Raw genomic sequence first — 26,104 nt, 5'->3', positions numbered from 1 at the left:
TTCACCGGCATCATGAGAGCTTGGTGTCCGCCGACAGCCGCCGAAAATAGGTCGCCGTGTCGCCGAATCGGGATGCCCCGACCGCACCAGAGCGCCTTCCCTTTGCAGCAAAAAAGCTTAGAACGCTTCTATGAAAGGGGCCCATGCGAGGGCTCCAAAACCCCGAGATTCCCGCCATGAACGCTCCTACCGCCTTTCCCGATCCCGCAAAGCCCGTTCCGCCCTACAAGCACACGCCGCTGTTTCCGCTGGGCAAGGACGAGACGCCCTACAAGAAGGTCTCGTCCGAGGGCGTCAGGGTCGAGAAGGTTTTGGGGAAGGACATGCTGGTGGTGTCCCGCGACGCGCTGCGGGCCCTGTCGGAAGCGGCCTTTGGCGACATCAACCACTATCTGCGACCGGGTCATCTGAAGCAGCTCCGCGCGATCCTGGAGGATGGCGAGGCGAGCCCGAACGACAAGTTCGTCGCGCTGGACTTCCTCAAGAACGCCAACATCGCTGCAGGCGGCGTGCTGCCGATGTGCCAGGACACCGGCACCGCGATCATCATGGGCAAGAAGGGTTGCAACGTCATCACCGATGGTGACGACGAGGCGGCACTGTCGGAAGGCGCGCGCGATGCTTACCTGCGCCGCAATCTGCGCTACTCGCAGGTCGCGCCGTTGTCGATGTACGAGGAGAAGAACACCGCCAACAACATGCCGGCGCAGTGCGAGATCTACGCCGAAGGCGATGACGCCTACAAGTTTATGTTCATGGCGAAGGGCGGTGGCTCCGCCAACAAGAGCTTCCTGTTCCAGGCGACGCCCTCGGTGCTGACCAAGGACCGGCTGCTCGCCTTCCTGAAGGAGAAGGTGTTGACGCTGGGCACCGCGGCGTGCCCGCCCTATCACCTCGCGATCGTCATCGGCGGCACCTCGGCCGAGCTCTGCATGAAGACGGTGAAGCTGGCGTCGGCTCGCTATCTCGACGCGCTGCCGACCCACGGCTCGCCCGACGGCAACGCGTTTCGCGATCTCGAGATGGAGCAGGAAATTCTGAAGATGACGCAGTCGCTCGGCGTCGGCGCGCAGTTCGGTGGAAAATATTTCTGCCACGACGTCCGCGTGATCCGCATGCCGCGTCATGGCGCCTCGCTCCCGATCGGGCTCGGCGTGTCCTGCTCGGCCGATCGCCAGGTGCTCGGCAAGATCACCAGGGAGGGCGTCTATCTCGAGGAGCTCGAGCACAACCCGGCGCAGTATCTGCCTGAGGTCGAGCAGTCGCTCGGCGGCGAGGTCGTCAAGATCGACCTCAACCAGCCGATGAAGGATATCCTTGCCACGTTCTCGAAGTACCCGACCAAGACGCGGGTATCGATGACCGGCACCATGATCGTCGCGCGCGATTCCGCGCATGCCAAGCTGCGCGAGCGGCTCGACGAGGGCGAGCCGCTGCCGGACTATTTCAAGAACCATCCGGTCTATTACGCCGGCCCCGCCAAGACGCCCGAGGGCTATGCCTCCGGTGCGTTCGGCCCGACCACTGCGGGCCGTATGGATTCTTTTGTCGATCAGTTCCAGGCCGCCGGCGGCTCGATGGTGATGGTCGCCAAGGGCAACCGCGCGCCGGCCGTGCGTGAGGCCTGCAAGAAGTATGGCGGCTTCTATCTCGGCTCGATCGGCGGTGCCGCGGCGAATCTTGCCGAGCACTGCATCAAGAAGGTCGAGGTGCTCGAATATCCCGAGCTCGGCATGGAAGCGATTTGGCGCATCGAGGTCGTCGACTTCCCGGCGTTCATCATCATCGACGACAAGGGGAACGACTTCTTCAAGGAGTTGAATCTGGGCTGAGGCCGCGTTCCCCGGACGCTGCGCAGCATGAAATGATGCGCTGCTGATCCGGGGTCCCCGTGGCGGGCATGGGTCCCGGCTCTGCGATGCACCGCTTCGCGCTGCGTCGCGTCCGGGACACGAGACTTACTCGCTCAACTACAATTTGTGACCTGGTTGGAGCACAGCCCGCGCCACCAGCCGCGGATGCCGTCCTGGCTCTCGACCAAGCCCCAGAGGCCACTGCAGGCAAAGATGCGCTTCGGGCCGCCATCGGTGTCGATCGCGCCGCCGAGTTCGCGCTGGGCGGGCATCCATTTCGCATCAACGAAGGGCGCCTGGAACAGACCGCCCATGCGTGTCGCGCCATTGGCGTAGGACGCGCCGACCTTGTTGGAGGCGACCCAGCCGCGTCCGGCATAGGGCTTTGGCGCGCTGCGCGGATATTTCTTGTCGTCCTCGTAGTCCTTGCCCGGCGGCTTGGCGCCTTCGATCAGAAACCAGCCGTTCTTGAAGCCGATGATGCGGAATTCGGTGAGCCAGCCGCCATCGGGCGTGTTCTCGCTGCCGCCGAGCTTGAGCCGGTAGGGCGGCGGAAGCGTGCCGAGCACACGCGCCTTGATCGATGGTTCGGCACGCACGTTGAGGCCATCAGGATCCTTGTCGACGGACCAGGCGCCGAAATCGCAGGGCTCGGTACCGTCGGGAAGCGTCGAGCGCTTCGCGGCGAGATCGGCATGCAGCTTTGGGAAGTCGGTGTCGTCGGTGTCAGGATCGGGCCCGCTACGCGGTTTCAATGCGACCGAGACTGCGCGCGTCGCATCCGGCGTCAGCGCGACCACGAGAGCCTGGCGCGTGGCGAACACGCTTGCAGGTGACTTCGGATCGTTCGACGAGATCGGATAGACGGCGAGGTAGCCCGTCGACCCTTCGGTTCGATAGGCCGTGCCGGCGACATAGCCTGCCGGTAGCATGGCGAGCGCGCTTGCCCGCCACGCCGGTTCGGCGTCGTCCGCGCTAGCCGCTTGTGTCGCGACACACAGGATCGTCGCCGCGATGAGACCGAGCGCGCGCACCGTTGCCGCGCGGCTTAGGCGCGCGTGCCGGTGAACGGGAAGCTGCCCATCGGGCCGATGCCCATCTCACCGCTCATGCTGTCGCCGGAGACGGTTCCGATGAATTCGAGCGTCAAGGGCATCGGATTGGTGATCGAGACCTTCCAGTTGACGGCATCGCCGCTGACGGTGCCATCGAAAATCTCGGCTGTATCGCCTTCCGCGCCCTGCGTCCCCGTGAGCGTGCCGCCGGCAGCCGTCAGGCTCAGCGTCGCCTTGCGCTCGCCCATGGGGGTCGTCAGGGTCAGAGTCCAGTTGCCGTCGACGGCCATTCGCGTCTCCCAAGATCCCGGCGGACCGCGACGATCCGCGGGCCAGTCCCGGCCGAGCGTATAGCGCAACTCGCCGCTCGCGCCTAACGCTCCGTTGGAGGCATTTAGGCGCGGGCGGCGGCGCGTCGTCGGCTGGTGACGATGAGGCGAAGCACGACGTATTGCACGGCGAAGGCGAGGATCTTGGCGCCGCCCGCGACCACCGTGATGTAGAACGCCCACAGCTTCAGATCGCCTGTGGAGGCGACGGCGATCATGCCGGCGCCGATTACGAACATCAGCGCGGCCCAGGCATAACCTGCAGCCGTCACATATTCCGGAACGGTCTCGACGACGATCGGCGGCATGTAGCGCAGCATCCAGCCCCGCTTGAGCATGATGGCGCCGATCGCGAAATGCGCGATCGAGGGCTTTGCGAGCATGAAGCGGGGATCGTTGGTCAGCAGCGTGACCGTGCCGAGCACGACGACGAGCGCGACGCTCGCATAGGTCATGTAATTGAGCTGCTGCCCCTTGACGCGCGCGTAGATCACCTGCGCGATCGCTCCGGCAATCGCCACCGACGTTGCCAGGACGACGTTGTCGGTGATGATGTAGATGACCAGGAAGACGATGGCAGAGAAGAGGTCGGAGGCGAGGCGGGCGAATACGTCCTTCATCGTCGATCCTGTTCAGCGGGAGTTGGACATTGGGCTGGCCGGCGCACCGTACTTGATCTGCCGATATTCGGGATACCATTTTGTGAAATAGATCGCGCTGTTGCGGGCGGCGAAGGCGACCGCAAGGCTCGACCAGAGCGGCAGGCCGGGGACATAGAGCAGCACGAGATTGGCGGCCGCCATCAGCAGCGCAGCCGCGGTCCAAGCGCCCGTGATGACGTAATTGGCATAGAGAAAGCCGGGCATTGCCGCGATCTCGGCCGGCACGGATTCGACCGCGTATTGCAGCGTGAAGGGACGCCGCACCAGCATCGAGCCGAGCGAGATGACGAAGATGCCGATGTCGACCGACAGCTTGACACCGAGCGTGCCAAGCGCCGGGTCGAACAGCGCGAGGTGGAGGCCGATTGCGGCGAATAGCAGCGCCGAGCCCATAGCCAGGATCTTCACCGAGCGACCGCGCACGACATCGATCGCCACGGTGGCCAGACAGGTTGCCGAGGCTACGAATACGCTGATCGTGGCAGACGTCATCAGCATCAGGAAAGTGAAGGCGCCGTAGGGCGCGAGGATCAGGAAAATCGCCATGGTTCGCCTCGGTCAGGCCTTATCTTTACGATGTAAAGATCAATATGTCAGGAGCGAGGCGGGGTCAAGTAGAATCTTTACAGTGTCAAAATGACGTAAGCGACTTCCAAAAATCGAATTGCTGCAACGGCTTGGTCGGCCATCTCATCGATGAAGCCGGCCCAGGACAGGTGCGGCAGCACAGGTAACGCACAGGCGATCGAGAGGACGAAGGCGAGCAAGATACCACCGTTGAAGATGGTTTGGCCGCTCCGCCGCGGCCGGATCATCGGGAGCGTGATCCCGGCGCAGATCAGGAACAGGATCAGGACAGCGAGGCGGTCCGCGGTGATCGAGGGCATATGCATGAGAGACCTTTTGGTGACATCAGCGATGTCGAGAGGAGAGCTACCGCGCGCCGACCCAACTGCCGTGAAAACCGTCGGGCACGCGATGGCCGAGCTGCACCAGCGCGACGGGGCCGGCCTCGACATCCTTGGCATTGAACACGGCGAGGTCGCTGCGGTTTTCCCGCGCGCGCCAGACCACCGCCAGCAGCCAGCCGTCGCCTTCCGCCGCATCTTTCGACCGCTCGACGAAGACCGGCTCTGAGATGGTGTCGCCGGCCGGCAGCAGATAATGGCCGAGGCGCGTTCCATTGCCATCGACATGGACGACGCCGGACAGCGCGCCGAACATCGGCAGCTTCGGATTGGCGCAGGCGTACCAGCCGTGACGGCTCTTCAATCCGGCGCGGCGGTCGTCGATGCGCGGGAATTCGCCGGTGAGATCGTCGAGATAGGTCTGCTGGAAGCGGTCGGTCTTCCCGGCAAGATTGAAGGTCCAGCGGCAGTGGCGAGCGAAGGATTTCTCGGGATTGGTGGGCGTGCCGTCGGGATGCGTAAATAGTGGTGCTTCCTCGAACTGCATGACGTCCGCGATGATGCGGTCACCGTCCTCCCAAGCATTCATGACGTGGAAGACGTAGCAGGCTTCAGCACGAAACCAGACGATGTCCTTCGCGCTGCCCTTGCGCTTGATCACGCCGACATAGGCGCCCTTGTCCGGCTCCCAGGCATAGGGCGGCCGCCCGCTGATCGCGCGCTCCATGCTGCCGGTGATGGGCAGGATCGGAAACAGCACGTGGTTCTCGGTGACGATGAAGTCGTGCACCATGCTGGCATAGGGCGCCTCGAAACGTTCGAAGCGCGTCGCCTTGCCGGACGCGTCGATCGAGCCGTAGGAGAGGGCAGGCGTCAGCGGACCCGCGGCGTTGTAGCCGAAGAACACCAGCTCGCCGGTGACGGGATCGATCTTCGGGTGCGCGGTGAAGCTGCCGGCGACACGGCCGTGATAATTGTGATAGCCGCGGGTTGCGAGCGTGCCCGGATCGATCTCAGTCGGCAGATGGGCTTCTTCCAGCGCAAGCAGCTTGCCGGCATGGAAGATGATGTTGGTGTTGGCGACGCCGCCGTCGGTGAGATCTTGCGGCGCATCCGGCAGCTTGCGGCCGAAGCCCCCGAACAACGCGCGGCCGGCATCGTGCTCGGCCAGCCATTTCGGCGTACGGACCCAGCGATTGCGATGGCTGGCGCGGCCGTTCTCGAGGTGAAAGGTGTGCAGCATGCCGTCGCCGACGAACCAGTGCGCGCCGGGCGAGTCGAACTGCGGATTGGGGCCGTTGCGATAGAGCGTGCCGTTCAGTTCGCGCGGCAATTCACCGATGATTTTCAGGAAGGGCGCGTCGGCCTCGAACGGAATCGGACCGAGGTTGTGGCGGCGTTCGGCAACGGCGTCCTGCTGCACGGCGTATCCCTTCCTTATCTTTACATCGTAAAGATCAAATAGCCGTACGAGGGGTTCTGGTCAAGTGAAATCTTTACACTGTCAATATTGCATCCTATAGCTGGCCCATGGGCAAGAGTGAGATCAGGACAGAAACCGCGCGCGGTGCGCGTACTTCAAAGAAGGCGAGCGCGCCGGCGCGTCCCGCGCGACGACCGGCGAGCGTCAAGTCCGAGGCGCCCTATCACCACGGCGCGCTGCGCGAGGCGCTGCTCCAGGCCGCCGAACGGGTGCTGGAGCGTGACGGGCTCGCCGGCCTGACATTGCGCGCGGTGGCGCGCGAGGCGGGCGTCTCGCACGCCGCGCCCACCCATCATTTCGGCGACCTCACCGGGCTTCTCAGTGAGCTCGCGGCCGTCGGCTTCCGCCAGTTCAATGCGGCGATGGCGTCGTCCTCTGACACCGCCACCACCCCGCTTGAGCACGCGCTGGCGCGGCCGAAAGCCTATGTTGCCTATGCCCAGGCTCATCCCGGCATGTACGGCATCATGTTCCGCACCGAGCGCCTCGACTATTCCAGGCCGTCGCTGCACGAGGCCGCCGAGGCGTCCTTTGCGGGACTCGCCAATGCCGTCGGCATGATGCGGCAGGAGCAGATCCGCGGCGACGCGCTGACGCTCAATCAGGGCGCTGCGATCGCGCGCGCCTGGTCGATGGTGCACGGTTTTACGATGCTGCTGCTCGATGGACGGCTGGAGGATATTCTGGGGCGTCTGCCCGAGGGCACGACTCCCGAACGCCTGCTCGAGGCCATGCTGATGTCGCCCGTGACGGGGAAGCCGCCGGGCCCCTGATCGATTGCCGGCGAGCGCCTAGCGCATCGTCGCGAGCTCGACCGCGCGGCCGCGTGCGCCTATGATCTTCACCTCGTCCTTGCCGCAGGTAAAGCTGCGGGCGAACTCGTCCGCGGCCTTGCGCGCGAGCTCATTGGCGTTCGGGTTGGCGATCGCGTCGACATAGGCGACGTGGCAGACGGGGCCGGGTGGCAGCCGGGTCACGATGAGCATGGCCTTGGTGTTCGGCCGCCCCTGCTTGTCGGGATCGGTGCCATCGGCGATGTGCCAGCGCTGGATCATCGCAAACGGCTTGGCCCCAGCGGTGCGCCATTCGACGGTGGTTTCGGACGAGCTGAACGGAGCGAACCAGACTTTAGCAGCCGGTTCCTCGGCCGCGGCCTCGCGATTGCGGCCGACGGAGACGATTTCGCGAAGATCGTCTTCGGCGATCAGGACCACGAGGCCATCCTTGCCCTTGCAGACCCGCGTGGTGCTGCCGTCGAGCTCGCTGGGCTTTCCGATCTGGCGGCAATCCTTCGGGGCCGTCGAGGTATATTGGCTGCCCACGGATCGGGCGTCGGCTCGGTCGAGACCACTGCACATCAGCAACATGGCCAAGAGCAATAAGGCCAAGCCTGCGGTGGTGATGCGGAACATGACGACGCCTTTGATCGAGTGGGAACTCCGTACCATCAGACGTCTTGATTGTGGGCAAGGTTCAAACGGGGTCAACAGACACCTGACAGCGGCGCGGAATCGTTCTAGAAGAGCGGCTTCGCTTGGGCTCTTTCAGCCTCGTTCGCGTCCTCGTTTTTCGTGATCATGCCAGCCACCTCGTCCAGCAAACCTTATCGCGTCGGCCGCTCGAAAACCGGGCTCGGCCTCTTCGCCACCAAGCCGATCAAGAAGGGCACCCGGATCATCCGTTATTACGGACCGATCCTGGACTCCCGGATTCCCGAGCACGACGACATCGAGAACAAATACCTGTTCGAGCTCAACGGTCGCTGGACCATTGACGGCTCCGTGCGCAAGAACCTCGCGCGCTACATCAACCATTCGTGCAGGCCCAACGCCGAATCCGACGTGCGGCCGCGCGAGCGCAAGGTTTTCATCCGCGCCATCAAGAACATCGAGCCGGGCGACGAGATCAATTACGACTACGGCACCGATTATTTCAAAGCCTACCTGAAGCCGATCGGCTGCAAGTGCGAATCTTGCGAGAAGAAGCGCAAGAAGCTGCGCGCCGAGGCGCGGGCCGAACGCGCCAAGGTGAAGGCGCGCGCGGAGCGCAAAGCCGAGAAGGCGAGCGTGAAGTCCGCCAAAAAGAAGAAGCTTAATGGTCATGCCGTCGGCAAGGCGAAGGGCCGCGCGCGGGCCTAGCCTGAGTTCGAGCTTCTGGCATAACTGTCATGCCCCGCGAAAGCGGGGCATTCAGTACGCCGCAGCTCCGTATGCGACGACTACCTCTGGAATACTGGGTCGCCCGGTCAAGCCGGGCAACGACAGCGAGTGATGTGGCCTCAGGCAGCCAGCACACTCCCGCTCCTGCGCAATCCCACATATTGCAGTTCGGCAAACACGCCGGTCGCGATCGCCTGCGCCACGACCATGAGCTCGCCGGCAAGGTTCGGCGACACCGCGCCCGAGAGCAGCAGCGCAATGCTGCCGACGGTCCAGGCCGCGTTGCCGACCACGACCAGCAGCACGAGCGGCTTTGCCACGGAGGCGCGTGAGGCGAGCCAGCCGACCAGCGCCGTGTAGGCGATCAGGAACAGGCCGGTCTCGCGCAGCAGCGCTTCGGGTAGGTTGAACAGCGAGGCGAACGCGCTGGCGCCGAACGTGAAACCGAGAGCGGCCACGCCGCTGAAGATCGCGTCGGCAAGAAGCGCGCGGCGAAGGAAGGTGGATGCGTCGATCATCGTGGGTCTCCATGGTTGGGGTGGGCTCGAGGTGAAACTCAGTGCAATCCACGCCACCAGGCGCGGAGCAGGCGGGCGAGGCGGAACGGGCAGAGGCTCCTGCCGACGCTGTGCTCGAAGGCCGTGACCTGCGCGACGACGTAGTCGCCGGTCGAATGCACCAGCGGCTCCGGCATGTTGAGGCTGCGCGCCAGCATCCGGGTTGCGAGCGCCATGGCCCAGGGAACTAGCTGGTCTGTGACGGTCCGGTAGAGCAGCAATGCGATCATGGTCGTCTCCTGTTGCGACCCAAGATGCGCCGGCCCGAGCCCCAATTCGATTACCTCCGACGTAATGGAAGGGCCGAAATCTGCGTGCTAGGTTTTCGACCATGAACGCACATGCATCCACGGCACAGGCCGAACGCAGCCAGCCGGTCCATATCGGCGACCATTTGCGCGAATGGCGGCAGCGCCGCCGCATGAGCCAGCTCGATCTCGCCGGTGAGGCCGAAATCTCGGCGCGGCATTTGAGCTTCGTCGAGACCGGTCGCGCCGCGCCCTCGCGCGACATGGTGCTCAGACTCGCCGAACGTCTCGACGTGCCACTGCGCGAACGCAACGTGCTGCTGGTCGCCGCCGGCTATGCCCCGGCCTTTCCGCAACGCACGCTGGAGGATCCCGCCTTGAAATCAGCCCGCCAGGCGATCGACCTCGTCCTCAGGGCGCATGAGCCGAATCCGGCGCTGGCCTATGACCGGCACTGGAATCTGGTCTCCGCCAACCGCATGCTGGCGCCGCTGCTCGCCGGCATCCCGCAGCGGCTGCTCGGTCAGCCCTTCAACGTGCTGAGGCTTGCCTTCCATCCCGAGGCGCTGGCGCCGCGCACGGTCAATCTCGCGGAATGGTGCGGACATCTCCTGGAGCGGCTGCACCGGCAATGCGAGGCCACCGCCGATCCCGAGCTGATCAAGCTGTATAACGACTTGAAGGGTTATCCGATCCCGGCGCGCGCGGCGCCGCTGTCGAGCGACAATGTCGCGATCCCCTTCAAGCTGCGCCACGAGGGGGAGATACTAAGTTTCTTCTCCACCACCATGGTATTCGGTACGCCCGTCGACATCACGCTGTCGGAGCTGGCTCTGGAAACCTTCTTCCCGGCCGACGAGCGCACTGCCGAGCGGCTGAAGCAGATGGCGGCTGGCTTGCAGTAGTGCCGTTTACAGGAGGCGGTGGCGCTCGCATAATCCCCGGATGGACACACGCTCGTCCCGGCCATTACGGTCGGCCAATCCGGTCGGCGACCTTTTGCGCGGCTGGCGCATGCGCCGTGCATTGAGCCAGGCGGAGCTGGCGTTCGAGGCCGGCATTTCGATCAAGCATCTGAGCTATGTCGAGACCGGCAAGTCGGCGGCAAGCCGGGAGATCCTCCTGCAGCTCGCGACCGCCCTCGGTTTGTCGCTGCGTGATCGCAATGCGCTGCTGGAGGCCGGGGGTTTCGCGCGACTATACGGCGAGCGCGATCTTTCAGCGCCGGAGCTTGCCGACGCGCGGCGCGCGATCGATCTTCTGCTCCGGCGGCACGAACCGTTTCCCGCGATTGTGACCGATCGGCGCTGGAACGTGATGGAGGCCAACTGCGCCGCGTCGCGGCTGATGACGATGCTGCTTGGGCAAGAACGCATGCAGCGGCCGCTCAATCACATGCGCATGTTCCTCGCGCCGGACGAGCTCAAGCCGTTCGTCGAGAATTGGCCCATCGTCGCGACCGCGTTGTTGTCGCGTGCGCGGCACGAAGCGATGGCTGCACCGCTCGACGAGGCCCTGCAATCGACGTGGCGCGAATTGACGCGGCTGCCGGAGCTTCCCGCACTCAGGATCGAGGACAACGTCGCGCCGGGGCCGCTCTGCGAAGTGCGCTTACGAAAGGGCGACGCCCGCATCGGTCTGATCGGTGCGGTGCTGACGCTCGGGACCCCGCAAGACGTGACGCTTCAGGAGCTTCGCGTTGAAATGTTCATGCCGGCGGATGCCGTGTCCGAGGCCACTCTGATCGCGCTTGCGGCTCAGGAGGCCTGAGCTCGCTCGGCGTCGCGGCGCTCAAAGCTCACGGCTTGCATCACCTCCGCAAACGGACCTTTGAGATCGCTCAGTGTCGCCATGGTCAGGCCCGCGCCGTTGGTGCCGACGCGCGTGGCGGCGCGGATCAGGATCCATTCGCTCTCCGGCGGTCGGAAGAAGTAGAGGCTGATCTCGGGATTGATAAAGGTCCAGTTGCGCATGTCGACGATCTGCGCAACGCCGCTCGAAAAGTCCGCGGCCTGCACCGCTTGGAGCAGTGGTGTGTTCGGTTCGCCCTCCACCAGGGGTGCATCAAGTCGCATCCAGGCGGCGGCCGGGCCGGGCTTCTCCAGCGCGCCCTCGATCAGCCGCACCGACACGTTCTGGAAATACCGGCTCCATTTCTGCGCGAAGGCCGGCGGTGCTGCGCCTGTCTCAGGCGTCTTGTCGATAGTCGCGGGCCTGGTGAAGGGATCGACGGGCGATTCTCCGCTCGGCGCCGTCAAGAGCGCTGTGCAACGGCCGATCTCGGTCTCTCCGTCCATCAGCCGCACCTGGGCGGTCTTGGCCTTGCGGCCGTCGCGCAACAATTCGGTGGTGGTCTGGAAGACGCGCAGGCCCGCCGGTCGCCACAGGTCGAAGGTCAGGCGCCGCACCGCGAAGCCGGATTCGGTGGCGAGACGGTCGATGTCGCGGGTCATCAGGGCGGTGGTGGCGCTTCCCTGCAACATGTCAGGCGACCACGGGCCGCCGGCATGCTCCGTAGCCCGGAACTGCTGGCCTTCCGGCTTGAAAATAGCGGTCATCGCGGTTTCCCCTCGTGCTTGATCGTGGCCGCGAGTATCGGGTCGGGTGAGGCCTGTCACAATAACCGCAGAGGTGAAGTCGTGAGCCATGCAGGACCGGTGCCTTGCGCCGCCTCCGGTTCGGTTTATCTTCCGACGAACCCGTACCGTCCGAAGGAGACGTCCGACATGAGCATGTTGAAACCGCTTCAGATCGACGTCGTTTCCGACGTGGTGTGCCCCTGGTGCTATATCGGCAAGCACCGGATCGAGAGTGCGCTGGCGCTGGTGCCCGATGTTCCGGTCAAGCTCAATTTCCGTCCCTTCTTCCTCAATCCCTGGGTGCCGTCCGAGGGCATCAGCCGGGAGGAGTATCTCACCAAGAAGTTCGGCTCGGTCGAGGCCTACAAGGGCATTGCGGGACGCGTCGTTGCGGCCGCGGGCGAAGAGGGGCTCGTCTATCGGCCCGAGCTTGTCGCGCGTCAGCCCAACACCACCGACTGCCACCGCCTGATCCTCTGGGCCGAGGCGATCGGCAAGGCGCCCGAGATGAAGCAGCGCCTGATGGAGCTCTACTTCCGCGACGGCGGCGACCTCACCGATTTGAACGTGCTTGTGCAGGCGGCTGCCGATGTCGGCCTCGATGCCGACGACGTGCGCCGGCGCCTCGCCACCGACGAGGACGTCGCGCGCGTATCGGCGGACGCGCAGGAAGCCGCCGAGAAAGGCATCTCCGGCGTGCCGACCTACGTGTTCGCGCAAAAATACGCCGTCTCCGGCGCGCAGGATCCCAACATGCTCGCGCGCGCCATCCGCGAGGTCTCGGCGGAGATCAACGCCGAGGCGGCGGAGTAGGAGCTATCCTATTTACGAAGCAGGCGAACTGCGCGACGCGCCGCCGCGTAGGCGATGCCGTGCGCCGCGAGCGCTCCGTGAACCAGCGCCACGATGGGGTCGTTCCGCCGCAACGGTATCAACACGTCCCCGACGGCGAAGCGCCCGCGCCAGATCGGATTGATCATGGGGTGATCGGCGCTCGCCGTGGAATCCGCGCTGGCGATGGCTGGATCGGCGCAGAGGCGGCGGGTGAGCTCGAGTGTAAGCTGCACGCCCGGCGAATATCTTGCGAAGCGCTCGTCGATGCCGAGCTTGAAGAAGAAGGCGCGGTCCTGGTGGCGCAGCACGATGCCGGCGGCCACCGGCGTCGCGCCGGCGCGAAGGCTGACGATCTCGCATTGCGCGGTTTCCGCCAGCGCGCGAGCGGCGCGGCGGATGAAGGTTGCATCGCCCGCGTGCTGGACCAGCGCGGTTCCGCGCTTCCCCTTCCAGCCGCTGGCTTCGAGCTGCAAAAATGTCTCGAGCGCCGGCCCGATCTCGTCGGGGCTGCGCGCGACGTCGAACACGATTGCGCCGTGTTCTTCGAGGCGATGCCGTTGGCGGCGTAGCTCCTTGAGCTTTTTGGTGCCGAGCGCGTCGCGTAGCAGCGTCTCACCGTCCTGGGTCGCGTCGAGGCTGGCGCGGATGTAGGAGTTGAGGAGGCGCGGCTTCAGGCCGTCGCGATTCAGAACCTGGCTGAGGGCGGTCATTGCCGCCCCAGCGAGCGCGACATCGTTCAGCACGAGCGCATGCGCCCCGTTTGCGCGGGCCTGCTGCAACAGGCGCGCCGCTGCCTCGATCGGGGCATCGCGGTCGATCAGCGGGCTGCACAGCGTACCATAGGGATGCGCGCTCACCAGCGCGGGCAGGGGGATCTTCCATGCCCGCCAGAGCGAGATCACCGGCATCAGCCCGATCAGCCGCGATCCATCGTATGCGGAAAGCGCCGAGGCATCGGTGCGGCCGCGCGCGGTTGCACTGACAGCGAGCTCCCAGCCCGGCAGGTAATATCCGTTCGGCTCGATCGCGCGCTGCGCGAGTGCGCGCCACTGGCCGGGTTCGATCGCGGTGAGCGGGACGCGCGCGCGCGCCGTCGCGGCATGCTTTGCCGATGCCGGATTGATCGCAGCCTGGTGCGCGATATCGACCACGTCCCGTCGTCCCCGTTCAGGAGGCCATGCTTAGCGCAAAGATTGGAAAATACAGTTGGGACACCGCTTCAATTCGAGTGGTAATATTAACGTCTCATTGAGCATCCGGCCGCGAGCCGGCAGGATGCGCCGATGGATACGCCAGAATTGCTCTCGACCCGGAGGATCATCATGGTCGCCACACCTTTTACGCCGATTGCGTCGCTCCTTGGCGGCGCGTTGATGGGCCTGTCCGCTGTGCTGCTGATGTGGACGACGGGGCGAATCGCCGGGGTTAGCGGTATCGCGGCGCGACTATTTCCGCCTTACGAGGATCGGCAATTCGCCGGCCGGCTCGCCTTCGTCGCGGGCCTTATCGTCGCGCCCGTCCTGACGCGCCTTGTCACGGGAGGCCTGCCGGCGCAAACGATCGGCGCCGGAACGCCGCTTCTGATCGTCGCGGGATTGCTCACCGGCTTCGGCGCGGTGTGGGGCAGCGGCTGCACCTCGGGCCACGGCGTCTGCGGCTTGTCGCGGCTGTCGGCGCGATCGCTGGTTGCGACCATGACCTTCATGGCGGCGGGAATGGCGACCGTTTTCGTGATGCGGCACTGGAGCTGACCGCGATGACAATCCTCATTCAATTCGGGATCGGTGTGGTCTTTGGGCTTGGCCTCATCGTCTCAGGTATGTCGAACCCGGCAAAGGTCCTGAATTTCCTGGACGTTGGCGGCATCCCGGCAGGAACGTGGGACGCAAGCCTCGCATTCGTGATGGCCGGGGCGGTCGCAGTGACCTTCATCGGCTTCAGCCGCGTCCTGAAATTGGCGCGGCCTGCCTTCGCCGACCGCTTCTATGTCCCAACGCGAAACGATATCGATCCGAGAATTATCGCCGGTCCCGCCATCTTCGGTATCGGCTGGGGCCTCGTAGGCTTTTGTCCAGGCCCGGCATTGACCGCGCTCGGATTTGGCTCGGCCTCCGCCTTCATCTTCGTCGTCGCGATGTGTGCCGGCATGGTGCTCGCCCGCTTCATCGCGCAGCTCCCGTCGGCAACGCGTATTGTCACGCCGGGAAAACCGCTCGAGATCTGACATGGACAGGACCAGGCGAGTTATCTCGTCCGGTCCTGCATTTCATGGCTTCATCGACTACCAGCGATCGCCGACACCAACGCCAACACTGACGCCGGGTGCGCGGATGCCGACGCCGCCGCGCGGACCATCGTCCCAGTCGCGATAGGTGCGGCGCTCATAGTAGCGGTCACGCGGCATGGTCGCGTAGGAGTCGCGCACGATCACACGCGAGCCGCCGCGGGTGCGATAGCAATTGCCGGAATCGTCGCAGACCAGCCGCACTTGCTGGACGAGATCGGGGCTGGTGTATTCGCTGGTCGTATAGACGTCGGCGGCCTTCGCGCCGCTCACCGCTGCCAAGGCTCCGACGCCAGCCAGCAACGCAATCGTGAATGTCCTCATCATGTCCTCCTCGAAACTGCCCTCGGCGGTAACAAGAAGGGGAGGCCATGATCGTTCCGGCAAAATTACAGGTTTTTCCCGGAACCGGATCGGACGTCGGCTTGATCCGTTTCCTAGATCGGCTCGTAGCTTTCCGATCCGCAGATATCGTCCGCTTCGGCGCGGCGGCGATCGACCACTTTTCCGCCTGATATGGTCACGATGTAGGTCTGTGGCCCGAGCGGCGATCCGGTCGCCGAGGTGAGCTGGGCGCGGACGCAAGCTGTCCAGCCCGGTCCTCGTACCTCACGATGGGGTGTGGCGACATGCACCTCACGCGGATAGGACGTGCTGAGGAAGACGACTTCGATCTGCTCGCGCACGACGCGTTTGACGTCGGGGGGCGATTCGGGCGGCGGCTGCTCGGCCTCCTTCATGCGCATGAACTCGGGCACCGGTGCGCGGCTGTCGGCAAACCCGCAGGCCCCGAGCGCGAGCGCGCTGGCCAGCAGCGCGGCATGAGCAATAATCCGTAACATCCGTGAAGGTCCCCTGCGGGCCAAAACATAGGCACGAATGCGATCCGACGAAGACCCGGCCGATCAAAATTTGCTGAAGCCAGAATTCCTTGGAGCCACGATCCTTGGAGCCAGGATTCTTGGAGCCAAGATTTCCTGAAGCCAAGATTTCCTGAAGCCCTGGAGCCCGCGGCATTGGCTATTCCATAATTGCCGGCTAGTTTGTACCCCAGACGAGGGGGATTGCGCCCATGAGGATTTTGGTCATAGCGGCCGCCGTGCTTGCGCTGGCGGTTGCCTCCGCGCAGGCGCAGATGGGCGGTGGCAGGCGTCAGCCTAACGAGGGCGGCCAGAAGGCGGACAACAAGCCCAAGGTCGACGAGAAGGCCTACAAGGCCGCACTCGAGCGCATTCCCGAGTCCAAGGAGAAGTACGATCCGTGGAGCGGGGCGCGTCCGCCTGAACCTGGCAAGAAGCCGAAATAGGTGAGGCGGGCCTTGGCGACCCGCTCCTGCTATTTGGCCGCTCTCATCACGCTCCTCTTGTTTTCGTCGCGGCCAGGCATCGCCTGGGAGAGCTGGGGTGGCGATCCCGGTGGCTCGCGCTTCTCGCCATTGCGAGAGATCACGCCCGACAATGTCGGCAAGCTGGTTCGGGCCTTCGAATTCCACACGGGCGATCTCGCGGCGCGGCCGCCCGGGGTGATGCGGCGAACCAAATTCCAGGCGACGCCGCTGTTCGTCGAGGACAGCCTGGTCTTCTGCTCGCCTTTCAACGAGGTGATCGCGCTCGATCCCGGTACGGGCGCGCAGAAATGGCGCTACGATCCCAGGATCGCGATGAACCAGCGTCCCGCCAACCGCTACGTCTGCCGCGGCGTCACTTACTGGATCGACGATGAGGCGCCTGTAGATGCCGCATGTCGATCGCGCATCTTTATGGGCACCAACGATGTTCGCCTGATCGCGCTCGATGCGAAGACGGGTATCCCCTGTGCCGGCTTCGGCGAGGGCGGTGAGGTCAGGCCCGACATTGGCATGAAACTGGAATGGCCCGGCGAATTCCAGATCACCTCGCCGCCGGCGGTCGGCCGCGGGGTCGTCGTGGTCGGCTCCGCGATTGGCGACAACCGCCGCGTCGACGCGCCGAGCGGTGTGGTGCGTGCGTTCGATGCGCGTAGCGGTCAGCCGCGCTGGACGTTCGAGCCGCTCAAGCGCGACGGCATCGAAGCCGGTCACGCCAATGTCTGGGCGCCGATGTCGGTCGACGCGGCGCGCGGACTGGTATTCCTGCCGACGTCCTCGCCGTCGCCGGATTTCTGGGGCGGCAAGCGGCCGGGCAACAACGAGCATGCCAATTCGGTGGTCGCGCTGCGCATCGAGACGGGCGAGCTCGTATGGGCATTCCAAACCGTGCATCACGACGTCTGGGATTACGATCTGCCGGCGCAACCGACGCTCACGCGCATCGACATCGGCGAAGGTCAGCGCGATGTCGTGATCCAGCCGACCAAGCAAGGCTTTGTCTTCGTGCTCGATCGCGACACCGGCAAGCCGGTGTGGGCGGTCGAGGAGCGCAGCGTCCCGCAGGGGGCCGCGGAAGGCGAACGGCTGTCGCCCACGCAGCCATTCCCGACGCATGTGCCGCCTCTGATGTCACAAAAAATCTCGACTGAGGATGCGCTCTCGCTCGTTCCTAGCCTGCGTCGCTCAGCTTGCGAGAAGCAGTTTGCGGAGGCACGCAACGAGGGCCTGTACACGCCACCCTCAACGCAAGGCACGCTGGAGTTTCCCTTCACCGGCGGCGGAGCGAACTGGGGCAGTGCGGCCTTCGATCCCGTCAACCAGGTCCTCTATGCCAACACCAGCCGGGCTGTTCATCTCATCAAGCTGATTCCGCGGGCGGAGGCGGCCGGATTCGATCCTCCGCCCGGTCATGATTTCGGCCAGCAGACGGGTGCGCCGTTTGCGATGTCGCGTGCGGTGGCAATGTCGCCGCTCGGGCTTCTTTGCAACAAGCCGCCCTGGGGCGAGATGGTCGCGGTCGATCTGAAGGCCGGCAAGATCCTCTGGCGTTCGACGGTCGGCACCACCGAGGATCTCGCCCCGCTCGGCGTGCCGCTGCCGTGGGGTGCGCCGCTCGTCAACGGGCTCGCGGTCACGGCAGGCGGGCTCGTCTTCACCGGAGCGATGGACGCCTATTTGCGCGCCTTCGATGCGCGCAGCGGCAGGGAGCTGTGGCAGGGTCGGCTGCCCGTGCCCGGCGTCGCCAATCCCATGACCTATCTCTGGAAGGGCGAGCAGTATGTCGCGATCGGCGCCGGCGGCCACTCCGAGGCAGGCACCTCGATCGGCGACAGCGTCGTTGCGTTTCGCCTGTCACGGCCGGGCGAGGCGCCGTCGCTGTGGTCGCGTACGATCGATCGCCCCGGTGGACGATTTTTTGCGGCATCATCGGCGATCGCGGTCGCGATCGTCGCGCTCGTGGTTGCAAGCCTGCGCTGGCGTCGCCGACGTCGTGTCGCGCGAACATGACGCAGCATCGCGCGCGCGATGCGAATGATCGTTCACATCGTATGCACTACTGTACGAAAGCGAGGCCGATGCGCCTGTCGCTACGCCAGACAGGGCGGCATTTGCGCACGAAATTGTCGCGCGCGATTGCGAGCGTGAACGATTGCGGCAATGTGACGAGGGCATCGAGGTCGATTGCGGCGCCGTCCGCCGACATGTTTCGCACCGTGCACGTGATGCGGCTGTTTTCAAAGGTGATCTTTCCACCCTTGAAAACACGGTAACGCTGCGCTGCACGCTTCTCGATCATCCGCGTCAATCCATAATGATCTTTGTGAAGTAGTGCATAGAAATTACGTTGAACTAAACTCAATACTGGCGCTACTTGCACAGCGCTTCAGATTTCGTTTACGACGTCGAAGCGGAAGTCACTCCGCGGATTTTTCCCCAAGCCGTTCCTTTGTGGCGCTACGCGCCGATGGAGATATTGATGAAGACCACGTTTTCGCTTCTGTTCGCCGCAGCGCTCTCGCTCTCGTCCATGCCCGCCCACGCCACCAAGCTCGATCTCGCGACTATGAGCTGCAAGCAGTTCCTGGAGAGCGGCGACGACACCATCAAGATGGTGCTGACCTGGATGGACGGCTGGTACAAGGGCGACGAAGAGAATGCGATCATCGACACCGACGTATTCGTCGAGAACGCCAAGCAGTTCGGCAGCTATTGCGGAAAAAATCCCAACGTCAGCATTGTCACCGCGGCTGACGAAGTGCTCGGCAAGTAATTTCTGCCGCGTGTCGGCACGACGCGCGATCACAACCGCGCTTCCCGTCTCGACATGACGCCATTGAGAGCCGCGGTGCGCTTTGCGCTCACGCGGCTTTCTTCTTTCGGATGATGCTCATCCCGGCAGCATCGCGAACGCACTCGACACCATTGCCACCGGCTTGTTGTCGGTGGCCGAGAGCAGCGTGACCCGGCCAAAGCTCATGGTGCGTCCGAGTCGCACCACGCGGGCGTCGGCCAGCACGTCCGACGAGGAGACGGCGCGCATGAAATGCGTGGTCTGGTCGACCGTCGTCATCGGACGATAGCCGCGGTTGGCGGCGAGGTTCGCGATCACCATCGCGGTGTCGGCGAGCGCCATCAGCGCCTGGCCGCAGACCACACCACCGTTGCGGCACAGCCGCTCCGAGAACGGCATGCGCAGGAGCGCTGCCGGCTGCCAGTCCGGCACGTCCGGCGGCGGCAGGTGATCGATGCGCTCGACCGACAGGTTGAGATCCTGGACCCAGGGCGCAAAGACTTCGCCGAGGATGCGTCGGGCCTCACTGATGCCGAACTCGGCTTCTGGCTGCGATGGCATTGCTGTCGTTCCCTCCTGTATTGCCGGATGTTCGGCATTTCGAGCGGACCGGCGCGGCAAAGTCGCCGGTCTGCCGCGGGTCCCGTCGGCTTGAAAATGCCTGACTTCGCCAGGTATGATGCCATGGAGTGGGTATGGGTGGGTGATGTTGCGTAGGTATGTCCTCGTGTTTTGTCTGGCCGGGCTCGGCCTGTTGCTGAACGGGTGCACCAAGTGCGGCCCGATCTGGGACGACTGGCTCCGCGCGCCGAAATCGTGCAGATCGGACCGGCTCTAGCGGGCCGAGCGGCCCCTGCGGTTGTGGCAGGGGTGACAAGGCGCGGCCGACCCGCGCCGCCATGGATGATCAAGGAGTCAATGATGAAGCTTTTCCGTATGGCCGCGGTGCTGGCTGTTCTGGCGGGACCGACCGTGCTGGCGGGACCGGCTTATGCGCAAATGCCCAATCTCAATTTGCTGCAGGAGGGGCCTGGCAAGACCCCCGAGGAGAAGGCCGCTGAGGCCGAGCGTGACAGGGCTTACAAGGAAACGCTGAAGAAGATTCCGGACTCCAAGGCGTCCAACGATCCCTGGGGTGGCATGCGCTCCGACCCGCCGAAGCCGTCGGCGGCGCCAAAGGCGTCGGCCGCAACCGGTGCGCCGAAGAAGAAGTCCGGCACGACTGCCAATTGACCTTCCGCCCGAGCGGCGGCAGTTGATGCCTCCGGCCGGGACTCCTCTTTGATCGGCCTGCTTCCTACATTGCGCGGGAGTGTATCGCGTCGAGGAGAGCAGAACATGGCCGATCGTCCGCGGGATCTCGCCGAGCGGATGGCGCGCCGGCGCAAGATGGGCGGCAAGCCCGGCCCGACGGCCGGCGACGGCTATCTGCGCGAGACTTTCACGCTGCCGCGCGCGGCGGCACGGGAGAGGGCACAGGCTTTCTTCGCCCGCTACCCCAAGGCCGGCTATATGAGCGCGGTCGAGACCTGGCGCGAGCTGCCCGGCGGCGACATCGAATTCACGATGCGGCGGCTGCCCAGCGCGGATTAGGGCCGGCCCTATTCGAAGGTTTCGGATGTGATGCGGATCCGGAATACGGGCTCCTTGGCCTCGTCCAGCAGCTCCATATTCCATTCGGAATTTTCCTGGAGCTTGCGGGCGATGCCGGCGGCCATGTCGGCGCAGACGCTTGTCATCTCCTTCCAGGCCAAATCGCGATCGGCAAATTCCGACGCCTGGTCGGCACAGCCGGAATAGCGGCCGTTCCGGATTCGAAAGAAGTAGAGCGGCATGGTTCGCACCGATCGCGCCTGATGGCTCCGTCCCCACGGCCATAATCCCGGCAGTCCAATCCCAAACCGTCGGCAGATCAATTCCGGTCGGCTACGGAATAGCCCCATGGACGCCAGCCCACCGATCTCGGTCCGACGGCTCAGGCCGTGTCGCGTCCGATCGCCTTCAGCTCCCGATCGATGCGCCGCTGCACCCGTCGGATCGCCAAGAGATCGATCTTGGTCTCAGTCTTGCCGGTCTTGATCAGCTCGCCGATCCGGAACTGCCACTGCCAAATGCCGGGAATTGCCGTCTTGGCGACGGTGAACTCGATGCCCCTGTGATTCATGGCCATCTCCCATGATTCACTTCCATCACTGAGAACATGCTGGGCGGCATAATATTCCAAGAAAGCCAAACCTGTCGGTAAGCCCCGGATCGCTCACGGCTATCGCGCAAACGCACGCGCGCCGCCCAGCGGCGGCGCGACCTCATGCCCGTGGTTCTCCGGCCAAGAACAGAGTTCCTGGGATGGGTAAGGGCACCTTCCGGAACGCGGCGGCATGTGCCTTGCTTGGCCCGATGCGGCTAAGCAACATGGACGCGTCATGCCGGGCATTCCCCGCCGCTATTCTCATTTCGTGTTCGGAATCATCCAGTCCGGACTGACCTCGCTGATCGCCGCGGGCATCGCCAGCTTTCCCGCAGGGAACGCGCTGGACTTCCTGGCGCACTGGATGGTGTCGTGGCTGATCGCATGGGCGGCGATGCTGCCGATAGTGCTGCTCGCAGCGCCGGCGATCCGCGCCTTCTCGCTGCGGCTGACGCAGGAGGAGGGCGGTTCGCAAACCGGTCGGCCGGCATGAAAATCGGAATGAAAAAACCCCGCTTGGGAGAACCAAGCGGGGAGAAGGTTATTGGAGGCTGAGGTGCTGGGCTGCAACACCATAGCCGGGCGACCCTAGCCGGTTCAGCTTACGACAGCCTGACAAGGCCCAATGATGGCAGCAAAAGCCGGAGCGCGGGGGCCGCAGACTGGCCCCGCACCGGTCCCAATTTCGACATCCGTTCGCACAACTCAGGACACAACCGCAGGCGAGATTTCGCGGCGACGGTGCTGCCATGGGGGAAAACGTGGCGTGCCGGCAACGGGGTGGCATCATGGACAACGTAGAGCGGTCATTCGCCGCCGCGACGGCGGCTGGCTTCGTCGTGCTGGTAATCGGCATCGGGTTGCTGGTTCTGCTGTAGGCGCTGTTGGGTGCGGGAGATGGCTCCGAAAGTGGAAAGGCCCGTGCGCGCCTTTCAAAAACGCGAAAACAACCCCATGCACAGTAGCGTGCCTACAAATTTCCCCGCCCAGTCAATGGCTTACTGGTAGTATTTAGTACCATATCGGCTCGGATTCGCCTTTCACGGCCATCCGAATCCCGATTCCCGTGCCGATTCCCTGAGATCAACGGGCGGCCGCTCCGGCACCGTCGCCAGCGCGGTCCCAGCGGCCTAATGAACCTTGATCGCGTCCAGCGGCAAACGGAGTTCGGCGGCACGCTCTTCGCGGTCTTTCTTGCGGAACTCGTTTTCCTTACGCTCGAACTTGCTCAGCTCCTCCCGCGCCGCCTCCAGCAGCGGAGTGCGCCGGGCCGTATCGTGATGCGTGTTGTTCGTCATGACTGAAGTCCCCAGAGTTGCGGTCTCGTCCAAGAGGCTATCCAGGAGAAGGCCGCAGACCACGAAAGGTTCGGTGCCGCAGGATGACGGAATTCTGACGGTGTGCGGGTCATCCGTCTTTGATGCGCGTCAGCCAGAGCGTGCAAATTCCCAAAAGAACATATTGCGAACCTAGAACAAATAGGGTACATTGTTTTTATCGCCGCGCCGCCTCGCCAATCGTTTGTCCCTCACGCGAATCCTCGTCATAAGGAGCACGACCCGATGTCCACCACTGCCCTGCGTATCGTCGAAGGATCCTCCATGGACAAGAGTAAAGCTCTCGCCGCCGCGCTCTCCCAGATCGAGCGTCAGTTCGGCAAGGGCTCGGTGATGAAGCTCGGCAAGAACGACCGTTCGATGGATGTCGAGGCGGTCTCTTCGGGCTCGTTGGGGCTCGATATCGCGCTCGGGATCGGCGGCCTGCCGAAGGGGCGCGTCGTGGAGATCTACGGGCCGGAATCCTCGGGCAAGACCACGCTGGCGCTGCACACGGTGGCGGAAGGGCAGAAGAAGGGCGGCATCTGCGCCTTCATCGACGCCGAGCACGCGCTCGACCCGGTCTATGCGCGCAAGCTGGGCGTCAATATCGACGAGCTCCTGATCTCCCAGCCGGACACCGGCGAGCAGGCGCTGGAAATCTGCGACACGCTGGTGCGCTCCGGCGCGGTCGACGTGCTGGTGATCGATTCGGTCGCGGCGCTGGTGCCGAAGGCCGAGCTCGAGGGCGAGATGGGCGATGCGCTGCCGGGTCTGCAGGCGCGTCTGATGAGCCAGGCGCTGCGCAAGCTGACGGCGTCCATCAACAAGTCCAATACCATGGTGATCTTCATCAACCAGATCCGCATGAAGATCGGCGTGATGTACGGCTCGCCGGAGACCACCACCGGCGGCAACGCGCTGAAATTCTATGCTTCCGTCCGCCTCGACATCCGCCGCATCGGCGCGATCAAGGAGCGTGACGAAGTGGTCGGCAACACCACGCGCGTCAAGGTCGTCAAGAACAAGCTGGCGCCGCCGTTCAAGCAGGTCGAGTTCGACATCATGTACGGCGAGGGCGTCTCCAAGATGGGCGAGATCCTCGATCTCGGCGTCAAGGCCGGCATCGTCGAAAAATCCGGCGCATGGTTCTCCTACGACAGCCAGCGTCTTGGCCAGGGCCGCGAGAATTCGAAAGCGTTCCTGAAGGCCAACCCCGACATCACCGCCAAGATCGAGACCTCGATCCGCCAGAACTCCGGCCTGATCGCCGAGCAGATTCTCGCCGGCAGCCCCGAGCGTGACGCCGACGGCGAGGAGCCGGCGGACGAGTAAGCTTCAGCAGTAAAGTTTTTCGCGAGGAGCGGGCGCTGAGGACGTTGAGTTGCCGACGTCTTCGGCGCCTGTTTCGTTTGGCGTGGGGGGCACCGGGTGGTGCGATGAAGCGTCTGATCTTGACCAGTTCGTCCGGAGGCCAGCTCGCACGATCCGGGTTGGCGGAGCTTGTCATCTCATCCTCGTTTCACTTTGAGTGGGGACCGCTGCCCTCACCCGAGAAGCTCGCAGCCTATTTCGCGGCGCGTTCGGCGAATCTCGGGCCGGGTGATCATTGGTCCGATTGGGGCATCCGCTGGCCCAAGGGTATCAAGGACCGCAAAGACTTGTCCCTGGCAGACTTCTGCGAGCGATATGACGTGGTTGAACTTTGGTTCGACCCAGCTCCCCGGGATCAATTGCAGCTCGTCTGCCTGCTGGACCACCTCAGCTCCTGCTCCTCGCTGGTGCCAAAGCTTCGACTTCGACTTGTGTCATCCGAGCTGACGACAGCACACGGCGAGGATCTCGCTGCGTCCGAGCCGCACATCCATGTCGTGCCTGTTAGGGCCCAGGAGTTCGAGACTGCCCGGTTGGCGTGGTCGGCCTACCGTGCGATGACCCCTGAGGCGTGCGTCGATCTCCTTCACCAGGATCTCAGTGCATTGCTGATGCTGCGCCCGGCCTTGCTCGATCTCTTGGCAGAACTGCCGTCGCCTTTCACGGGTCTCGGTGCGACCGAGATGCGATTTCTGGAGCTCCTTGCCAGAGGGTTTGCAAACACGAATGCGTTGTTTCACCTGCGCTCGCAACGGCGCACATATGGGTTCGGAGAATTTGAGTTGGGTTCGTTGCTCGAGGGGCTCGCGCTCGGCCCCAAGCCCGTAGTGGCCGGGTTGGGCGACGAACTGCGCACGATCGATCGCGAAAATTTAAGAGCTCGGCACGAGGTCTATCTCCGCAGCCGGTTGTCGTTGACCGAGTTCGGCAGGGCCGTCCTGGCCCATCAGGAAGATTTCAGTCGCCACAATCCGATCGACCGCTGGTGGGGCGGCACGCACCTGACCAATGATCGGCTGTGGCGTTACGGTAATGTTTTGACGAAGCCTTGAGGCCACGGCATGACGCGGCTCATTGTCACGACCGACTCGTCCATCGCCGGCGCTATTCAACAGGCGGGCCTTGCCGACCTCGTGATTGCCATCGAGCGCCGGCTGGTCTGGGGACCGTTGCCAGCCGATGCAGAGCTGGACGCATTCTTTGCGCCGCGTACGACACAGCCCCGCGGGCTTCACTGGCTCGACGATACGCCGTCCTGGCGTCTCGAGGAATCAGGCGTGAAGGATCGAGGACTGATTGAACTGCTCGCGGAATATGACACGGTCGAGTTTTGGCGAGGGCCGGAGCCAAATGCGCAATTGATCCTGCTCTGGCTGCTCGATCATTGGGGCCGCCAACACGATGCAAATCCCGACTTTGTCGTGCGCTCCCTGTCCTTGGGTGTCAGGGATGTCGACCCACCGCGAAGCGAACTCTACCCGCCGGCTGTTGCGATCACACCTCGTCAACTCAAATCGGCCAAGCGTGCATGGCGGGCCTATCGCGCGCCGACCCCGCAAAGTTGGAGGGATCTCTTCAAGACCAATTTGAGCTGTTTGCCACAACTCGCCCCTCACGTGAGGGCTCTGCTCAACGAACTTCCGCGTCCCGCCTCAGGCCTTGGAGCCACGGAAGCGCGGATACTCCAGCTCATCGCGCGAGGCGGCATGCAGCCTTTCGATGTCTTTCCGGGCCATCAGAAGTGCAACGGGCTGGATGTGTATGGTTATTGGGAAGTTGGAGCGCTGCTTGACGGCCTTGCGCGGTGCGAGAGGCCGGCCGTGTCGGGACTGGATCAAGGTCCTTTTTCGCTAGAGATGCACGACGATTCAAGTCAGTTCGATCGGTACGAGCGGTCGCAATTGACGCTGACCGAGTTCGGAAAGGCGGTGTTGGGAGGCGACCAGGATTTTCGCCGGCACAACCGGATTGATCGCTGGTGGGGCGGCACTCACCTGACCAACGAGCGACTCTGGCGGTGGGACCCCGAGACCCGTTCGTTGGTTGCGCCCTAAATGCGTGTTCCGTGCCGGAGGGTGGGTTAGCGAAGTGTAGCCCACCTCTTCCATTTCGCCAGAGACAGAAGTGGTGGGTTAC

The 26,104-nt window shown here is 64.1% G+C and carries 35 protein-coding genes; 17 read left to right on the top strand and 18 right to left on the bottom strand.

Going from position 1 to position 26,104, the window contains the following annotated elements; all coding sequences use genetic code 11:
* Positions 1-176: 176 nt before the first annotated feature.
* The gene (locus IVB19_RS24185) at positions 177-1,832 is read left to right on the top strand and encodes a fumarate hydratase (RefSeq protein WP_247361835.1); all 1,656 of its coding nucleotides are present in this window, start codon (positions 177-179) and stop codon (positions 1,830-1,832) included.
* A 134-nt stretch (positions 1,833-1,966) separates the two neighbouring features.
* On the opposite strand, the gene IVB19_RS24180 is transcribed toward IVB19_RS24185, so the two are convergent.
* The 6 genes from IVB19_RS24180 to IVB19_RS24155 all read right to left on the bottom strand — a co-directional run bounded on the left by IVB19_RS24180 (position 1,967) and on the right by IVB19_RS24155 (position 6,230).
* Positions 1,967-2,887 (bottom strand): SH3 domain-containing protein, encoded by a 921-nt coding sequence (locus IVB19_RS24180; protein WP_018456403.1) that lies wholly within the window; start codon positions 2,885-2,887, stop codon positions 1,967-1,969.
* A 14-nt stretch (positions 2,888-2,901) separates the two neighbouring features.
* The gene (locus tag IVB19_RS24175; RefSeq protein ID WP_007602176.1) at positions 2,902-3,198 is read right to left on the bottom strand and encodes a hypothetical protein; all 297 of its coding nucleotides are present in this window, start codon (positions 3,196-3,198) and stop codon (positions 2,902-2,904) included.
* 104 nt (positions 3,199-3,302) lie between these two features.
* Positions 3,303-3,857 carry an inner membrane-spanning protein YciB gene (locus IVB19_RS24170; protein WP_085349396.1) on the bottom strand — a complete coding sequence of 185 codons (555 nt, stop codon included), beginning with the start codon at positions 3,855-3,857 and terminating at the stop codon, positions 3,303-3,305.
* Between the two features lie 12 nt (positions 3,858-3,869).
* The gene (locus IVB19_RS24165) at positions 3,870-4,445 is read right to left on the bottom strand and encodes a hypothetical protein (protein WP_018456401.1); all 576 of its coding nucleotides are present in this window, start codon (positions 4,443-4,445) and stop codon (positions 3,870-3,872) included.
* Between the two features lie 77 nt (positions 4,446-4,522).
* Positions 4,523-4,792: a hypothetical protein gene (locus IVB19_RS24160; RefSeq protein ID WP_026233167.1), complete on the bottom strand. Its 270-nt coding sequence runs from the start codon at positions 4,790-4,792 to the stop codon at positions 4,523-4,525.
* 40 nt (positions 4,793-4,832) lie between these two features.
* Positions 4,833-6,230 (bottom strand): carotenoid oxygenase family protein, encoded by a 1,398-nt coding sequence (locus IVB19_RS24155; protein ID WP_247392655.1) that lies wholly within the window; start codon positions 6,228-6,230, stop codon positions 4,833-4,835.
* Between the two features lie 107 nt (positions 6,231-6,337).
* Between IVB19_RS24155 and IVB19_RS24150 the strand changes: the two genes are divergently transcribed.
* Complete coding sequence (locus tag IVB19_RS24150) at positions 6,338-7,063, top strand: TetR/AcrR family transcriptional regulator (RefSeq protein ID WP_018456399.1); 726 nt, start codon at positions 6,338-6,340, stop codon at positions 7,061-7,063.
* An 18-nt stretch (positions 7,064-7,081) separates the two neighbouring features.
* Here the strand turns inward: IVB19_RS24150 and IVB19_RS24145 are convergent, their stop codons facing one another.
* A complete protein-coding gene (locus tag IVB19_RS24145; protein ID WP_018456398.1) occupies positions 7,082-7,702 on the bottom strand; it encodes a hypothetical protein in 621 nt (206 codons plus the stop codon).
* Positions 7,703-7,867: 165 nt separating this feature from the next.
* On the opposite strand from IVB19_RS24145, the gene IVB19_RS24140 reads away from it, so the two are divergent.
* Positions 7,868-8,428, top strand: coding sequence for an SET domain-containing protein (locus IVB19_RS24140; protein ID WP_018456397.1), 561 nt, complete (start codon positions 7,868-7,870; stop codon positions 8,426-8,428).
* A gap of 140 nt (positions 8,429-8,568) precedes the next feature.
* Here IVB19_RS24140 and IVB19_RS24135 read toward each other — a convergent pair whose 3' ends face one another.
* Together IVB19_RS24135 and IVB19_RS24130 are read right to left on the bottom strand one after the other, a co-directional pair.
* On the bottom strand, positions 8,569-8,967 hold the full coding sequence (locus IVB19_RS24135) for a hypothetical protein (protein ID WP_018456396.1): 399 nt from the start codon (positions 8,965-8,967) through the stop codon (positions 8,569-8,571).
* A 38-nt stretch (positions 8,968-9,005) separates the two neighbouring features.
* A complete protein-coding gene (locus IVB19_RS24130; protein WP_026233166.1) occupies positions 9,006-9,236 on the bottom strand; it encodes a hypothetical protein in 231 nt (76 codons plus the stop codon).
* Between the two features lie 101 nt (positions 9,237-9,337).
* Between IVB19_RS24130 and IVB19_RS24125 the strand changes: the two genes are divergently transcribed.
* Together IVB19_RS24125 and IVB19_RS24120 are read left to right on the top strand one after the other, a co-directional pair.
* Entirely contained in the window at positions 9,338-10,159 is an 822-nt protein-coding gene (locus tag IVB19_RS24125; protein WP_018456394.1) for a helix-turn-helix domain-containing protein, read from the top strand.
* A gap of 40 nt (positions 10,160-10,199) precedes the next feature.
* Complete coding sequence (locus tag IVB19_RS24120) at positions 10,200-11,024, top strand: helix-turn-helix domain-containing protein (protein WP_085384313.1); 825 nt, start codon at positions 10,200-10,202, stop codon at positions 11,022-11,024.
* Here IVB19_RS24120 and IVB19_RS24115 read toward each other — a convergent pair.
* The gene (locus IVB19_RS24115) at positions 11,012-11,812 is read right to left on the bottom strand and encodes a thioesterase family protein (protein WP_018456392.1); all 801 of its coding nucleotides are present in this window, start codon (positions 11,810-11,812) and stop codon (positions 11,012-11,014) included. The genes IVB19_RS24120 and IVB19_RS24115 overlap by 13 nt on opposite strands.
* Before the next feature lie 168 nt (positions 11,813-11,980).
* On the opposite strand from IVB19_RS24115, the gene IVB19_RS24110 reads away from it, so the two are divergent.
* Positions 11,981-12,646, top strand: coding sequence for a DsbA family oxidoreductase (locus tag IVB19_RS24110; protein ID WP_026233164.1), 666 nt, complete (start codon positions 11,981-11,983; stop codon positions 12,644-12,646).
* A gap of 8 nt (positions 12,647-12,654) precedes the next feature.
* Here IVB19_RS24110 and IVB19_RS24105 read toward each other — a convergent pair whose 3' ends face one another.
* Positions 12,655-13,818 (bottom strand): GNAT family N-acetyltransferase, encoded by a 1,164-nt coding sequence (locus IVB19_RS24105; RefSeq protein ID WP_018456390.1) that lies wholly within the window; start codon positions 13,816-13,818, stop codon positions 12,655-12,657.
* 171 nt (positions 13,819-13,989) lie between these two features.
* Here IVB19_RS24105 and IVB19_RS24100 point away from each other — a divergent pair, with 171 nt between their 5' ends.
* Together IVB19_RS24100 and IVB19_RS24095 are read left to right on the top strand one after the other, a co-directional pair.
* Entirely contained in the window at positions 13,990-14,418 is a 429-nt protein-coding gene (locus IVB19_RS24100; RefSeq protein ID WP_026233163.1) for a YeeE/YedE family protein, read from the top strand.
* Between the two features lie 5 nt (positions 14,419-14,423).
* Positions 14,424-14,891, top strand: a complete 468-nt coding sequence (locus IVB19_RS24095) for a DUF6691 family protein (protein ID WP_018456388.1) — start codon at positions 14,424-14,426, stop codon at positions 14,889-14,891.
* Between the two features lie 57 nt (positions 14,892-14,948).
* Here IVB19_RS24095 and IVB19_RS24090 read toward each other — a convergent pair whose 3' ends face one another.
* Together IVB19_RS24090 and IVB19_RS24085 are read right to left on the bottom strand one after the other, a co-directional pair.
* Complete coding sequence (locus IVB19_RS24090) at positions 14,949-15,278, bottom strand: hypothetical protein (protein WP_018456387.1); 330 nt, start codon at positions 15,276-15,278, stop codon at positions 14,949-14,951.
* 110 nt (positions 15,279-15,388) lie between these two features.
* Positions 15,389-15,793, bottom strand: a complete 405-nt coding sequence (locus IVB19_RS24085; RefSeq protein ID WP_018456386.1) for a hypothetical protein — start codon at positions 15,791-15,793, stop codon at positions 15,389-15,391.
* Between the two features lie 230 nt (positions 15,794-16,023).
* On the opposite strand from IVB19_RS24085, the gene IVB19_RS24080 reads away from it, so the two are divergent.
* Entirely contained in the window at positions 16,024-16,257 is a 234-nt protein-coding gene (locus tag IVB19_RS24080) for a hypothetical protein (protein WP_018456385.1), read from the top strand.
* A gap of 33 nt (positions 16,258-16,290) precedes the next feature.
* Entirely contained in the window at positions 16,291-18,306 is a 2,016-nt protein-coding gene (locus IVB19_RS24075) for a pyrroloquinoline quinone-dependent dehydrogenase (protein ID WP_247821697.1), read from the top strand.
* Between the two features lie 46 nt (positions 18,307-18,352).
* On the opposite strand, the gene IVB19_RS24070 is transcribed toward IVB19_RS24075, so the two are convergent.
* Positions 18,353-18,595, bottom strand: a complete 243-nt coding sequence (locus tag IVB19_RS24070; protein WP_018456383.1) for a PilZ domain-containing protein — start codon at positions 18,593-18,595, stop codon at positions 18,353-18,355.
* A gap of 180 nt (positions 18,596-18,775) precedes the next feature.
* Between IVB19_RS24070 and IVB19_RS24065 the strand changes: the two genes are divergently transcribed.
* Positions 18,776-19,069 carry an HdeA/HdeB family chaperone gene (locus IVB19_RS24065; protein WP_007602202.1) on the top strand — a complete coding sequence of 98 codons (294 nt, stop codon included), beginning with the start codon at positions 18,776-18,778 and terminating at the stop codon, positions 19,067-19,069.
* Between the two features lie 117 nt (positions 19,070-19,186).
* Here IVB19_RS24065 and IVB19_RS24060 read toward each other — a convergent pair whose 3' ends face one another.
* A complete protein-coding gene (locus tag IVB19_RS24060) occupies positions 19,187-19,651 on the bottom strand; it encodes a PaaI family thioesterase (protein WP_018456381.1) in 465 nt (154 codons plus the stop codon).
* A 360-nt stretch (positions 19,652-20,011) separates the two neighbouring features.
* On the opposite strand from IVB19_RS24060, the gene IVB19_RS24055 reads away from it, so the two are divergent.
* The gene (locus IVB19_RS24055; RefSeq protein WP_026233159.1) at positions 20,012-20,323 is read left to right on the top strand and encodes a hypothetical protein; all 312 of its coding nucleotides are present in this window, start codon (positions 20,012-20,014) and stop codon (positions 20,321-20,323) included.
* Between the two features lie 105 nt (positions 20,324-20,428).
* The gene (locus IVB19_RS24050) at positions 20,429-20,683 is read left to right on the top strand and encodes a hypothetical protein (protein WP_007612182.1); all 255 of its coding nucleotides are present in this window, start codon (positions 20,429-20,431) and stop codon (positions 20,681-20,683) included.
* A gap of 8 nt (positions 20,684-20,691) precedes the next feature.
* Here the strand turns inward: IVB19_RS24050 and IVB19_RS24045 are convergent, their stop codons facing one another.
* Both IVB19_RS24045 and IVB19_RS24040 read right to left on the bottom strand, forming a co-directional pair.
* Positions 20,692-20,925, bottom strand: coding sequence for a DUF6894 family protein (locus tag IVB19_RS24045; RefSeq protein WP_018456379.1), 234 nt, complete (start codon positions 20,923-20,925; stop codon positions 20,692-20,694).
* 140 nt (positions 20,926-21,065) lie between these two features.
* The gene (locus tag IVB19_RS24040) at positions 21,066-21,254 is read right to left on the bottom strand and encodes a hypothetical protein (protein WP_247819897.1); all 189 of its coding nucleotides are present in this window, start codon (positions 21,252-21,254) and stop codon (positions 21,066-21,068) included.
* A gap of 259 nt (positions 21,255-21,513) precedes the next feature.
* Here IVB19_RS24040 and IVB19_RS24035 point away from each other — a divergent pair, with 259 nt between their 5' ends.
* Complete coding sequence (locus IVB19_RS24035; RefSeq protein ID WP_018456377.1) at positions 21,514-21,771, top strand: DUF2798 domain-containing protein; 258 nt, start codon at positions 21,514-21,516, stop codon at positions 21,769-21,771.
* Between the two features lie 637 nt (positions 21,772-22,408).
* Here the strand turns inward: IVB19_RS24035 and IVB19_RS24030 are convergent.
* On the bottom strand, positions 22,409-22,576 hold the full coding sequence (locus tag IVB19_RS24030) for a hypothetical protein (RefSeq protein WP_018456375.1): 168 nt from the start codon (positions 22,574-22,576) through the stop codon (positions 22,409-22,411).
* Between the two features lie 264 nt (positions 22,577-22,840).
* Between IVB19_RS24030 and recA the strand changes: the two genes are divergently transcribed.
* From recA to IVB19_RS24015, 3 genes are all read left to right on the top strand, one after another.
* Positions 22,841-23,929 (top strand): recombinase RecA, encoded by a 1,089-nt coding sequence (gene recA / locus IVB19_RS24025; protein WP_026233157.1) that lies wholly within the window; start codon positions 22,841-22,843, stop codon positions 23,927-23,929.
* A gap of 104 nt (positions 23,930-24,033) precedes the next feature.
* Positions 24,034-25,020 carry a hypothetical protein gene (locus IVB19_RS24020; protein ID WP_018456373.1) on the top strand — a complete coding sequence of 329 codons (987 nt, stop codon included), beginning with the start codon at positions 24,034-24,036 and terminating at the stop codon, positions 25,018-25,020.
* 9 nt (positions 25,021-25,029) lie between these two features.
* Positions 25,030-26,022, top strand: a complete 993-nt coding sequence (locus IVB19_RS24015) for a hypothetical protein (RefSeq protein ID WP_018456372.1) — start codon at positions 25,030-25,032, stop codon at positions 26,020-26,022.
* Positions 26,023-26,104: the final 82 nt, after the last annotated feature.

The sequence above is a fragment of the Bradyrhizobium sp. 187 genome (genome assembly GCF_023101005.1).
Taxonomy (GTDB): Bacteria; Pseudomonadota; Alphaproteobacteria; order Rhizobiales; family Xanthobacteraceae; genus Bradyrhizobium; species Bradyrhizobium canariense_D.
This window is presented reverse-complemented; position numbering and strand designations above follow the sequence as displayed.